The organism is Sandaracinus amylolyticus (assembly GCF_021631985.1).
Taxonomy (GTDB): domain Bacteria; phylum Myxococcota_A; class Polyangia; order Polyangiales; family Sandaracinaceae; genus Sandaracinus; species Sandaracinus amylolyticus_A.
In genome coordinates this window covers 5,715,166-5,727,993 of the sequence record NZ_CP070225.1, presented here as the reverse complement: position 1 = coordinate 5,727,993, position 12,828 = coordinate 5,715,166, and the positions used below count along the sequence as shown (strand labels likewise).

9 protein-coding genes are annotated in these 12,828 nt (G+C 71.7%); 7 read left to right on the top strand and 2 right to left on the bottom strand.

Annotated features, from left to right (window positions below):
• The first annotated feature begins 12 nt into the window (after nt 1–12).
• The 5 genes from I5071_RS24220 (at nt 13) to I5071_RS24200 (ending at nt 7,661) form a co-directional block, all read left to right on the top strand.
• Complete coding sequence (locus I5071_RS24220; protein WP_236515144.1) at nt 13–1,575, top strand: cation:proton antiporter; 1,563 nt, start codon at nt 13–15, stop codon at nt 1,573–1,575.
• A gap of 192 nt (nt 1,576–1,767) precedes the next feature.
• On the top strand, nt 1,768–4,131 hold the full coding sequence (locus tag I5071_RS24215; RefSeq protein ID WP_236515142.1) for a TonB-dependent receptor plug domain-containing protein: 2,364 nt from the start codon (nt 1,768–1,770) through the stop codon (nt 4,129–4,131).
• A gap of 24 nt (nt 4,132–4,155) precedes the next feature.
• Nucleotides 4,156–5,382, top strand: coding sequence for a penicillin-binding protein activator (locus I5071_RS24210; RefSeq protein WP_236515140.1), 1,227 nt, complete (start codon nt 4,156–4,158; stop codon nt 5,380–5,382).
• A gap of 45 nt (nt 5,383–5,427) precedes the next feature.
• A complete protein-coding gene (locus I5071_RS24205) occupies nt 5,428–6,510 on the top strand; it encodes a BMP family ABC transporter substrate-binding protein (protein ID WP_236515130.1) in 1,083 nt (360 codons plus the stop codon).
• Between the two features lie 131 nt (nt 6,511–6,641).
• Nucleotides 6,642–7,661, top strand: coding sequence for a BMP family ABC transporter substrate-binding protein (locus I5071_RS24200; RefSeq protein ID WP_236515128.1), 1,020 nt, complete (start codon nt 6,642–6,644; stop codon nt 7,659–7,661).
• Between the two features lie 51 nt (nt 7,662–7,712).
• Here the strand turns inward: I5071_RS24200 and I5071_RS24195 are convergent, their stop codons facing one another.
• Complete coding sequence (locus tag I5071_RS24195; protein WP_236515126.1) at nt 7,713–8,516, bottom strand: hypothetical protein; 804 nt, start codon at nt 8,514–8,516, stop codon at nt 7,713–7,715.
• Nucleotides 8,513–10,063, bottom strand: coding sequence for a hypothetical protein (locus I5071_RS24190; protein ID WP_236515124.1), 1,551 nt, complete (start codon nt 10,061–10,063; stop codon nt 8,513–8,515). Before I5071_RS24190 ends, I5071_RS24195 begins: the two co-directional genes overlap by 4 nt.
• 127 nt (nt 10,064–10,190) lie before the next feature.
• Between I5071_RS24190 and I5071_RS24185 the strand changes: the two genes are divergently transcribed.
• On the top strand, nt 10,191–11,600 hold the full coding sequence (locus tag I5071_RS24185) for a serine/threonine-protein kinase (RefSeq protein WP_236515122.1): 1,410 nt from the start codon (nt 10,191–10,193) through the stop codon (nt 11,598–11,600).
• 62 nt (nt 11,601–11,662) lie between these two features.
• Nucleotides 11,663–12,778 (top strand): serine/threonine-protein kinase, encoded by a 1,116-nt coding sequence (locus I5071_RS24180; RefSeq protein WP_236515120.1) that lies wholly within the window; start codon nt 11,663–11,665, stop codon nt 12,776–12,778.
• The last annotated feature ends 50 nt before the right edge of the window (nt 12,779–12,828 follow it).

The following is a 12,828-nucleotide window of genomic DNA, read 5'->3' as shown; positions in this document are numbered from 1 at the left end:
TACGCGCGTCGCATGGAGACCTTCGAGATCGTCATCGCGCTCGTGCTCGCGGGTGCGGCGCTCACCGCCCTCTCGAGGCGGATCGGCGCGCCGTACCCCGCGACCGCGGCGCTCGTGGGCGCGGTGATCGCGATGCTGCCGGGCGCGCCCGAGATCGTGCTCGACCCCGAGCTGGCGCTGACGCTCTTCGTCGCGCCGCTGCTGATCGACGCCGCCTTCGATGCGTCCCCGCGTGATCTCCGCGCGAGCTGGCGCGCGGTCTCGGGACTCGCGGTGGGCGCGGTCGTGCTCACGGTCGCAGCCGTCGCGATCGTGGTGCGCGCGCTCGTGCCCTCGATGCCGTGGGCTGCGGCGATCGCGCTCGGTGCGATCGTCGCGCCTCCCGACGCCGCGGCCGCGACGACGGTGCTGCGCCAGCTGCGGCCGCCTCATCGCATCCTGGTGGTCCTCGAGGGCGAGAGCCTCTTCAACGACGCGAGCGCGATCCTCGTCTACCGGCTGGCGATCGGCGCCGCGCTCGCGGGCTCGCTCACGCTCGAGTCCGTGATCCCGATGCTGCTCGTGGTGAGCGTCGGAAGTGTCGTGCTCGGGCTCGTGCTCGCGCGCGCCGTCCTCTGGCTCACCGCGCGCATCGAAGACGTGGCGCTCGCCGTCGTCGTGCAGTTCGGCGTGACGTTCGGCGTGTGGATGCTCGCCGAGCGGCTGCATCTGTCGGGGATCCTCGCGCTCGTCGTGTTCGCGATGGCCTACGCGCGGCGCGCCGGCGACGTGATCCCCGCGCGCGTGCGCGTGCCGTCCTACGCGGTGTGGGAGCTCGCGGTGTTCGTGCTGACCGTGCTCGCGTTCACGCTCGTGGGGCTCCAGCTGAACGCGATCGTCGGGCGCATGAGCGCGAGCCTCCTGATCGAGCACGTCGGCATCGCGACTGCGGTCTGTGTCGCGACGATCGCCGCGCGGATCGTGTGGGTGTCGGCGGCGGCGCTCGTGCAGAGGCGCGGCGGGCGCCGCGCGTTCGCGCTGTCGCCGCGCGCGGCCGCGCTCGTCGGGTGGTGCGGCATGCGCGGCATCACCACGCTCGCGGTGGCGCTCGCGCTGCCGGCCGGCGGACACGGTGAGCCGGCGTTCCCGTACCGCGACCTGATCCTCTTCTGCGCGTTCGGCGTCGTGCTGGGGACGCTCGTGGTGCAGGGGCTGACGCTGGGACCGCTCGCGAGGGCGCTCCGCCTCGAGGACGACGGCGAGGTCGAGCGCGAGACAGCGCTCGCACGCGTCGCGACGCTGCGCGCGGCGATTGCGGCGACCGACGCATACCGCGGGGGCGAGCTCGCCGAGCTGCTGCGACGCCGCTTCGAAGTGATGCTGTCGCGCGTCGAGCACGGAGCACGGAGCGCCGGCGAGCATCACGACTCCGTCGTCGTGCGCGCGGCGATCGACGCGGAGCGACGACGCCTGCTCGCGCTGCGCGCGGACGGCACCATCGGCGACGCGGCGTTCCAGCGGGTCGAGCGCGAGCTCGATCTCGAGGAGCTGCACCTCGAGCCGCTCGCGCCCGTCATCGACTCGCGACTTGGCTGATCACCGCGAGGGGCACGTGAGACGCGCCCGCTCCTGTCGGCGCGTAAGTGCCGTTGTGGGTGAAACTTTGCGCTTGAGATGCGTCTGCGCTCGGCGATACAAAAGTCGTGAGGGGGTTCCTTGGTTTCGACCGGATCGCCAGGATCCGCGACGGGCGCGAAGCTCCGAGCGCGAGTCGTACGTGTGGCGCTGGTGCTCGCACTGGCGCTCGTCGCGCGCGTCGCACCCGTGTCTGCGCAGGAGGCTCCGATTCCGGAGCCCCCTCCCGAGCAGACGCCTCCCGAGCAGACGCCTCCCCAACAGACGCCTCCCCAACAGACGGAGCCGACCGAGCCTGTCAGCGCGGCGCCTGGAGAAGAATCGGCGAGCGAAGGCGAGCCCGCCATCGCCCCCGAGGGTGAGTCGCAGTCTGCGCCGAGCGAGCCGACCGACATTCCGCCGGTCGAGAGCGGGCTCGAGAGCCTGACCGACGCCGAGGGAGAGGACGTCGAAGCGATCGAGACGCTCGATCTCGAAGCGCTCCTGTCCGGCCGCTACGTCACTGCAGTGTCGCGCACGATCGAGTCGGTCGACGATGCGCCCGCGAACGTCACCGTCGTCACGCGCGAGGAGATCCTGCGCTGGGGCTATTCGACGGTCGCCGAAGTGCTCGAGCACGTGCACGGCTTCTACGTCGTCGACGACCACATCACGCCCAACGTGGCAGTGCGCGGAATCTCGGGCGGGCTGCGCGCCGAGAGCGGCCTGGTGCAGCTGACGATCGATGGACGCGCGGTGTCCTATCGCGCGACCGCGGGTCACTGGCTGGGTGCCGAGCTGGTGCCGCTCTCGATCATCGAGCGCATCGAGATCGTGCGAGGGCCCGCCTCGACGGTGTATGGCGCCGACGCGTTCTTGGGCGTCGTCAACATCGTCACTCGCGACCCCGGGCGAATCGATGGTGCGGACTTCACCCAGGGGCTCAGCTGGGGCGGTGGGCTCGGTGGCGAGCTCGACTTCGCGATCGGCCGGCGCATCGACGACCTGGCGTTCTTCGTGTCGTGGCGCCTCTTCCGCGGAGATCGATCGGGCATCTCGCTGCCGGCCAGCTCGCCGGCCCAGCGTGTCGCGCCTTATCGCATGACCGGTGAGGACTGGGAGCGAGCGCGCGAGCTCGATCTGAACTCCGCGGTCGGCTTGGCGCGCGTGTCGCTCCGTCTGGCGCCCGAGCACTCGCTCTCGCTGACGGGTTATGCGTCGGTGCTCGATCGAGGCGCGGAATTCGCCGACTGGGCGCAGCTCGCGCAAGGCACCGATCTCGTCGGTCGGTCGCGAGGCAATCGCGTCTCGCTCTGGCAGGGCTACGTCGATCTCGCCTATTCGGGCACGCCCGATCCGCACCTCTCGATCGATGCGTTCGTGCGCGCCTTCGGTGGTGCACCGACCGACCGCGATCACATCGACGTCGGGAGCGACATCTACTCGATCCGACGCCAGAACGACTTCGCCGGGGGTGAGCTCGGCGCGACGGCGCGGTGGTCGCCGTTGGACGAGCTGCGCCTGACGCTGGGTGTCGACGGTCTGCTCGACGACGAGCAGCTGCCCTCGGTGCTGCACGTGCTCTACGGCGCGAGCGATGGAATGGCGCCGGGCAACATCCGCGAGTCGACCTCGACGCGACAGGGGCGCCGCACGTTCCTCAACTTCGGCGCCTATCTGCTCGCCAGCGCGACGCCGATCGAGCGCCTGCACATCCACGGCGGCATCCGCTACGACCTGCACAACATCTACGACTCGCAGATCAACGGACGCGCTGCGATCGCGGTCGAGATCCTCGAGAACCTCAGCGCGAAGGTGATGTACGGCAGCGCGTTCCGCGCGCCCACGCCGCTCTTGCTCTACGGCGTGCCGCTGGTGGCGGGCGACATCCTGGGCAATCCCGATCTGCGCCCTCAGCAGATCCACACGTTCGAAGGACAGGTGGTCTATCGGCCGTGGGAGTGGATGACGCTGCAGACCGAGCTCTCGTACAGCTATCTGATCAACAAGGCCGAGTTCACGCGCATGGGCGCCAACTTGGTCGCTCGGAACATCTCCGAGGTCGGCGTGTGGTCGTGGGACACGCTGGCGAGGGTCGACTGGAACGAGCAGCTGCGCCTGTATGCGTCGTTCTCGCTGGTGCTCGGTGAGCGCGGCCTGGACGTGTCGGGATATCGCGCCGACCTGCTGGGGACCGACCTCGAGGCCTATCCGCCCGGGCTCTTCCGCGCGGGTGCGCACTACACGATCCCGGGCTTCCCGATCCGCTTCGGAACCCAGGTTCGTTATGTGTCGTCGCGGCGCGCCAGCGACACCAACGTGCTCGAGGCGGGCGCCGTCTATCACCTGCCCGACGCCTGGTACTGGGACGCGACGGCGTCGGTGTTCGATGCCGAGCTGATCCCGGGCGGGCTCACGACGATCACCTTCACCGCGCGGAACATCCTGGGCACCGACACCGCGCAGCCGGGCTTCTCGGGCATCGACCTTCCGTCGGCGCCGCGGACGTTCTTGCTGCAGTGGCGACAGACGTTCTGAAGTCGTTCGGAGACGGAGCGAATCATGGCTGCACTCGACCGCTCTCTGGCCCTCGTGGCGTCGTCGATCGTGCTCGCGAGCTGCGTGTCCAGGCCGGCGCCCGCGCCGGCCGACTCGATTCGCGTCGGCGCGCTGCTCCCGTTCACCGGCGATCTCGCGTCGGCGGGTGAGAACATCGAGCGCGGTCTCCTGATCGCGATCGAGACGGTGAACGAAGAGGCCGGCGGAGTCGGAGGCCGGCCGCTCACGCTGGTGTCGCGAGACACCCACTCCGATCCCGTGCGCGGCATGGAAGCCGCGCAGGCGCTGATCGATGCCGGCGTCGACGTGATCATCGGGCCGGAGGAGGGCGATCTCGCCGAGTCGATCGAGCCGCTGCTCGCGGCGCGAGGGATTCCGCTGCTCACCATCAGCGAGGCGGCGTCGGCGGACCCGACCCGCGAGGCGCTGCGCTTCCATCTGGGTCCCACCGCAGCGGCCGAAGGACGCGCGCTCGCGCAGCGCATGTTCCGCGATCGACGGCAGCGCGCATCGATCATCTCGGCGCAGGGGACGTATGGCGACGCGTTCGCAGAGGGTGTTCGCGGCGAGCTGACCCGCCTGGGCGGGAGCATCATCTCTCACGAGCGCTTCGATCCGGAGGTCGAGGATCGCGCCGTCCTCGAGCGCGCGCTCGACGGCGAGCCCGACGCGCTCGTGCTGGTCGCCTATCCGCGCTCCGGCGCGCGCATCGTGATGGACGCCGCGGCGCTGGGCGCGACGGTGAGCTGGTACTTCGCGCCGACCCTCAACGACGATGCGTTCGTCGCGAACATCTCGCCGGGGCTGCTCGACGGCGCGGTCGGCGTCTCGCCCGAGGTGGGCGACGAAGCGGCCGCGTTCCGCACCGAGTTCCGAGCGCGCTGGAGCGACGAGCGCCCGCTGCAGATCACGCACTTCTATTACGACGCGCTCATTCTCTGGGCGCTCGCCGCGGAGCGCGTCGAGGTGTCGGGCGGATCGATCTCCGACGTGCTGCGCGACACGTCGCGTCCGAGCGGCGAGCTCTTCGCCTGGTACGAGGTCGAGGCGGCGTTCGCGGCGGTGCGCGACGGCGCCGAGATCGACTACTGCGGCGCATCGAGCAGCGTCGATCTCACCGACGAGCACGAGCTCGCGATGCCGTTCCTGGGCTTCTGGACGATCGAAGAGGATCGCATCAACCGCGAGCCCGCGGTCTTCCGCAGCCTCTGCCACTTCATCGGCGGCTGATAACCGCGTCCGGGCGGCGCGAGAACGAACCAAGGAGGGGGAGACATGCAGTTTCGGATCCTGTGGAGCTCTTTGATCGGGCGTCTGCCCGTTCTCGCATGTGTCGTGTTGCTCGCCTCGTGCGAGGCCGAGGCCGACGATCCCTGTCGCGCGCGAATCGCATACGTGATCGATACCGGCGACATCAGTGATCAGGGCTACGTCGCGTCGGGTTGGAATGGCGTGCTGCAAGGCGCCGCGGCGCTCGAGCTACCCGATGAGTGCGTGCGCAGCGTCCAGACGAACTCGACCGACGCCGCGGTGTGGGGCGCCCGCATCGACGAGCTGGTCGCCGAGGGCTTCGACATCATCGTGACCAAGTCGCCCTCGATGACCGAGGGGACTCGCGACGCCGCGCTGCGGCATCCCGACGTCAGCTTCATCGGGACCGACCAGTTCCAGGAGACGACGATTCCGAACGTCGTCGGCATCGTGTTCCGCGAGGACATCGGTGGGTTCCTCGCGGGCGCGCTCGCGGGCATGACGACCCAGAGCGACACGGTCGGCGTCGTGCTCGGCTGCCCCTCCATCTCTGCGATCCCGCGCTTCGCGATCGGCTACTGGAACGGAGCGCGCCACGTGAACCCCGACGTCACGGTGATCGCGGACTTCCACGAGGACGACATCGCGACGTGCTTCAGCGACCCGACCTGGGGCGCGGCGTCGGCGGAGCAGATGGTCGACATGGAAGCCGACGTCGTCTTCGCCGCGGCCGGCGGCACCGGAACCGGCGCGCTGATCGCGGCGTGCACGCGAGGCGCCAGGGTGATCGGCGTCGACTTCGATCAGTACCAGACGCTGCCCGAGGTCCGTGAGTGCATCCTGTCGAGCTCGACCAAGAGCATCGTCAGCGCGGTGGCGGATCTGATCGCGGACGCCGAGCGAGGAGCCTTGCCGGCGGGCAACTACGCCGGCGGCTCGGCGCTGGCTCCGTTCCACGATCTCGCGCACCTGGTGTCGGCCGAGAACGCGATGACGCTGGAGGACATCCGACTGCAGCTCGAGGCGGGCACGCTCGACCCGTGCGCGCGGGTGGAGGAGCTCGGCGAAGCGAACGACATGGCGTTCTGCACCGGCGGCGCGAACTGAGCGCGGCGCGAGCACGACACACGTGATTCCGCGCGCTCGCGCAGCGCTTGTACCGGCGCGAGAACGTCAAGAAGGAGGACATGATGTGCAACTCCTCGATCGGGCGTCTGCCCGTTCTCGCATGTGTCGTGTTGCTCGCCTCGTGTGAGGCCGAGGCGAGCGATCCCTGTCGCACGCGGATCGCATACGTCGTCGACGTCGGCGACCTCGGCGATCAGGGCTTCACCGCGTCGGGCTGGAATGGCGTGCTGCGGGCTGCTGCGGCGCTCGAGCTGCCCGACGAGTGTTTGCGCAGCGTCGTCACCAACTCGCCCGATCCGGAGGTGTGGGGCGCCCGGATCGACGAGGTGGTCGAGGAGGGCTTCGACATCGTCGTGACGTCGTCGTTCACGATGGGCGAAGGGACGCGCGCCGCTGCGATGCGGCATCCCGACGTCAGCTTCATCGGGACCGACCAGTTCCAGGAGTCGACGATTCCGAACGTCGCGGGCGTCGTGTTCCACGAGGACGTCGGAGGCTTCCTCGCGGGCGCGCTCGCAGGGCTGGTGACCGAGACCGGCGTGGTCGGCGCGGTGCTCGGCTGCCGCTTCGTTCCTCCGGTCTCGCGCTTCGGAATCGGGTTCTGGAACGGAGCGCGCTACGTGAACCCCGACGTCACGGTGCTCGCGACCTTCCACGAAGACGACATCGCGACGTGCTTCACCAACCCGACCTGGGGCGCGGCGACGGCGGAGCAGATGATCGACATGCGAGCCGACGTCGTCTTCGGCGCGGCCGGCGGGACCGGAAACGCTGCGCTGATCGCGGCGTGCATGCGCGACGTCACGGTGATCGGGGTCGACTTCGATCAGTACCAGACGCTCCCCGAGGTTCGTGAGTGCATCGTGTCGAGCTCGACCAAGAGCATCGTCAGCGCGGTGGCGGATCTGATCGCGGATGCCGACAGGGGCGCCCTGCAGGCGGGCAATTACTTCGGCGGCTCGGCGCTGGCTCCGTTCCACGATCTCGCGCACCTGGTGTCGGCCGAGAACGCGACGAGGCTGGAGGACATCCGACTCCAGCTCGAGGCGGGCATGCTCGATCCGTGTGCGCCGGTGCCCGAGCTGGGCGTGGCCAACGACATGGCGTTCTGCACCAGCATCGCGCCGTGAGCGCGGGCCGAGCTCGAGACGCGTGATTCCTGGCGCGCGAGTCGCCGTCCGTCACGGCGCGGGGAACGAGCCCGGGCCGAGGTTGCCCATGAACGGGCCCGGATCCCTCGGCCCCTGCGACGCGACCACGACGGCGGCGATCACGATCCCTGCGATCACCGCGGCGCCGGCGCCCACGCCGAGCGCGATCCACGGCGCCGGATCCTCGCTCTGATCTTCGGGCTCGACCGGGGTCGGCGTGAGCTCGAGCTCCGGCTCGATGGGCGGCGGCGGCGGACACATCGCGACGAGCTCGAGGTCACGGCGCGCGCTCTCCGCGAGCTCGAGCGCACGCCGCGCGCACTCGCGGCCGTCGCGCGTGACCGTGACGACGTGCGCGCCGGGATCGACCGGGAGATCGAGGCCCATCGCGGCGTGCGCGATCTCGACCTCGTCGAGCGCCACGACGTCGCCCTCTTCGAGGCCACGCACCGTCAGCGAGACGTGCGCGATGCGCGCCTCGAGCGCGGCGACGGCATCCCGCGCGTGCGCTTCGCCCTGGGCGCGCGTCGTCTCGTCGGCGCGCGCGAGGAAGCGCCGGTACGCTTCGATCGCTGCGACGAGGCGCCCCGTCTGGCCGAGCGCGACCGCGAGGTTGAGCAGCGTCGAGTCGCGCGGCGCGAGCTCGTAGCTGCGCTCGAACGCGGCGCGCGCGTCCTCCCAGCGCCCCGCTTCCGCGGCCTGCATGCCGTCGCGGAAGAGGTCGCGCGCCGCGCCGGTCAGCGATGCGCCGGAGCCCGACTGCGCTTGCGCTCCCGCCGCGCCGAGCGTGACCGCCCACGCGATCGCGAGCGCGAGCACGCGCGTCGTCGTCACGGACAACCCGTCGGCGAGAACTCGCCGCGCACGAGCCCGCCGAACTGCACCGGCACGGTGGCCTCGAAGGGCAGCGCGATGCTGATCGCGTCGCACGCGAGATCGGGCCCGGTGCTCGAGGGATCGCTGCGCAGGTCGAGCGCTTGCTCGATCGAGACCCGCAGCGGCGCGAAGTCCGGATCGCTCGGGCAGATCCCCACGTCCTCGAGATAGCCGAGGAGATCGTTGCGGCCCCAGCGACCGATGACCATCGCGCGATCGAAGCGCGTGCCGTCCGCGGCGATCGCGCCGACGAAGCGGGCGTCGGTCAACACCATGCGCGCCACTCCGCCGGTGCTGCGCGCCGCGACGTCGAAGGGTGCGCGGTCCGGGATGCGCGCGACGAGCGTGCCGCCCGCGACGTACGCGTCGTCGTCGCCGATGAGCGGCATGCCGATGTCGCCCACCGAGAAGTACCCGTCCGCGACGTACGCGCGATCGGTTCCGTCCCACGCGGGATCGGGGCGCGACGGATCGTCCTCGAGGACGCCGCCGTCGGGCGCGGGCGTGTCTTCGTGGAGGACGTCGACGCTGCCGGCGACCCACACCTCCACGCGCGCGTCGTCGGGCTCGCCGCTCCAGCCGCGGATCCGCATGACCGGCACGACGTCGCCTTCACGCATCCGCTCGCGCGCGAACGCCTGCGCCTCCGCGAGCCACGTCGGCCAGAGGATCCGGGTGCCCGCGAGCACGCGCGAGGTCGCGTTGTCGATCCCCCCGAGGCCATCGAGCACCGGGCCCGTCGTCGTGCGGCACTCGGCCGTGTCGTTCATCAACGGATCGGTGCAGAGGCCGTCGAGGTCGTGGCCGAGCATGCGCCACGCGTCGGAGCCCTGGTCCATCAGCGGATCGAGCAGCGCGACGTAGCGCACGACCCCGTCGTCGCCGGTGTCGCCGCGGCAGACGGGGCGCGCCGGCCAGCGGTCGAGCACGCAGCCCTCCGGCCTGCCGACGACACCTGCGTCGTCCATGCAGCCCGCGTCGGGGGGACCGGCGTCGAGCACCGAGCCGTCGACGCGCGTGATGCCCGAGTCGGGGAGCTCGCCGTCGTAGCGGGGGAGCTCGGAGGGATCGACGAAGTCGTCGGTGCACTCGCCCGCGCGGCAGGTCAGGTTCCCGTCGCACGGCGCGCGGTCCGCGCAGGCGGCCTCGAGGACGACCACCAGGACGCGGCTCTCGCCCGGCACGAAGCGCGTGCGCCGCACGGCGTGCACGCGCGGCGATCCGCCGTCGAGCCCGATCGCCTCCACCCGCACGAGCCGGTCGCGCCCCGAGGTCGAGATCACGCCGAACGTGATCGGCAGCGGCGACGCGCGGAGATCGACGGTCTCGCGGACCACGCTCTGGCCCTGTACGTCGACGTGGATCTCGACGTGGTCGAGCTCCGGCACGTCGGAGTCGACGATCACGACGAGCTCGGTGCGCGCTGGGTCGCTCTCGCACCCCCAGAGCGCCGCGCACGCGAGGGCGCATGCGAGGATGACGCGACGATCGAGGCGGCCGGTCACCACGCGCCGATCCTAGATGACGCGATGCGGCTCGTGAACCGTGGTTTGACGCCGCGGCGGGCACACGAGGTAGGATCGCCGCGCGCGTCGCAGGTGGGCGCGGAGGGCTCTCAGGAGGTCGTGCCCGGTGCTGGCTCGTGGAGAGGTGCTCGCGCGCTACGAGGTGCTCTGCCCGATCGGGAGCGGGGGCATGGCGACCGTGCACGCGGCGCGCATCCTCGGCGAGGAGTCGTTCCAGAAGCTCGTCGCGCTCAAGGTGATGCTCCCGCACCTCGCGAGCGACGAGAAATTCGTGCGGATGTTCGTGGACGAGGCGCGCGTGGCCGCGCAGGTCCAGAGCTCGCACGTCGTCGCGACGCTCGACCTCGGCCGCGTGCCCGAGCGCGGGATCCTCTTCCAGGTGCTCGAGCTCGTGCTCGGCGCGTCGCTGCGCCAGCTCCTCGACGCGCAGGCGGAGCGGGGCCGCCCGATGGACCTCGACGTCGCGCTCGCGATCCTGGTGCAGGCAGCGCGCGGGCTCGCGGACGCGCACGCGGCGCGCAGTCTCACCGGCGCGCCCCTGCGGCTCGTGCACCGCGACGTGTCGCCGCACAACGTGCTCGTCGGGATCGACGGGCGGGCGCGGCTCTCGGACTTCGGGGTGGCGCGAGCGGCGGCGCGCGCGACGCAGACGGAGAGCGGTGAGCTGAAGGGGAAGGTCGCGTACGCGGCGCCGGAGCAGCTGCGGGGCGAGCCGGCGGAGCCGGCGAGCGACGTGTTCGCGCTCGGGGTGGTGGCGTGGGAGACGCTCGCGGGGCGGCGTCTCTTCGAGGCGGACAATCCGCTGGCGATCGTGGACAAGATGCTGCGCCGGCCGATCCCGAGCCTGCACGAGGTGCGGCCCGATCTGCCCGCGGTGATCGTCGAGACCGTCGCCGCGGCGCTCGAGCGAGATCGTGCGACGCGGCTGGCGACGGCGACGGAGCTCGCGGATCGACTGGAGCGCGCGGCCGCGGAGCACGGAGGGCTCGCAGGGACGGCGCGCATCGCGGAGGTGGTGCGCGACCTCGCGGGCGAGCGGCTCGCGGCGATCGAGCGCACGATCACCGAGCGCCTCGCGGAGCCCGCGGTGCCGCCGCCGCGAGCGGAGAAGAATCGGGCGCGTGCGGTGCGCATCGCGGCGCTCTCGGCGGCGCTCGTGATCGCGGCGGCGTGGACGGCCGCGAGCGCGCTCTCGGAGCGAGCGGTGAGCCCGAGCGCGCCGGCCGCGAGCGCGGAGCCGAGCGTCGCACCGGCGGAAGAGCCGACCCTCGAGCCCGCGCCGAGCGCCGTCGAAGACGACGCGACGGCCGACGCCGAGGCGCATCGTGACGCGGGCGCACCGGCCGTTCTGCGCGCGAGGCGCACGCTCCCGAGCGCGCGGAGCGCCGAGCCCACGAGCGAGCCGGAAACGCCGGTCGATCCGCCGCCCATCGCGGTGCCCGAGACGCAGAGAACGCCGCTGCTGGGCCTCGATGCGTTCGATCGCGAAGAGGCAGAGGCCACGCACACGCCCTGACGCCGCGCATGCGGCGGCGTGGTAGCGTCGCCCCGTTGGCGGCGCGCGAGATCTCCACACCGGTGCCGAGCCGAGTCGGCCCCTACGAGATCGTCGGGCGCATCGCGGCCGGTGGGATGGCCGAGGTCTACGCGGCGCGCGCACCCGCGGGCGACTCGATGCCGCGCGTCGTCGCGGTCAAGCAGCCGCGGCGAGACGTCGTCGACGAGCGCCAGTTCGTCGAGATGTTCTTCGACGAGGCGCGCATCGCGTCGATGGTGGCCAGCCCGCACTGCGTCGAGACGTACACGCTCGGCTCGGACGACGAGGGGCGGCCCTACCTCGTGATGCCGCTCGTGGTCGGCGTGTCGCTCTCGCGACTGCTCGCGCACGGCGGCGCGATCCCTCCCGCGATCGCCGCGGAGATCGGAGCGCAGATCGCGCTCGGGCTGCACGACGCGCACCGCGCGACGGGGCCCGACGGTGCGCCGCTCGGCATCGTGCACCGCGACATGTCGCCGCCCAACGTGCTGGTCGACGTCGAAGGGTGCGCGCGCGTGGCCGACTTCGGTGTGGCGCACGCGTACGCGCGGATCACGCGCACCCGCACCGGCGAGCTGAAGGGGAAGCTCGGCTACTTCGCGCCCGAGCAGATCGAGGGCGCGCCGGTGGATGCGCGCACCGACGTGTTCGCGCTCGGCATCGTGGTGTGGGAGATGCTGACGGGCCGCCGGCTGGTGCACGCGAAGAGCTACGTCGAGGCGTACCAGGCGCTCGCGATCGCGCCGATTCCCGACGTGCGCGAGAGGGCGCCGCACGTGCCCGCGGAGCTCGCCGCAGTGGTCGCGCAGGCGCTGAGGCGGCCACCGGCGGAGCGGTTCGCGGACGCGGAGTCGTTCGCGACGGCGCTGCGCGCGAGCCTGCCGCGGGTGGCGACGGCGGGCGAGATCGGCGCGCTGGTGCGCGAGCGCGCGGGGATCGATCTGCGGCGGCTCGAGGAGCTCGCGGCCGCGGCGGCGGGCGCGGGGTCGTGGACGATCGACGTGACCGCGCTGCCGCGGATCGGCGCGTCGGAGGAGTCGACGCGTCTCGGCGCACGGATGGAAGACGAGACCCAGGTCTCCGGTCCGCCGCGCTTCGACGAGCAGCGCGGGGTCCTCGCGCGCGTCCGTGCGTGGCTCGCGCAGCTCTTCGCGTAGCGTCGGCGCCCGGCGGAAGACAGAGCGCGCCTGTCTTCTCCCAGCTCCGG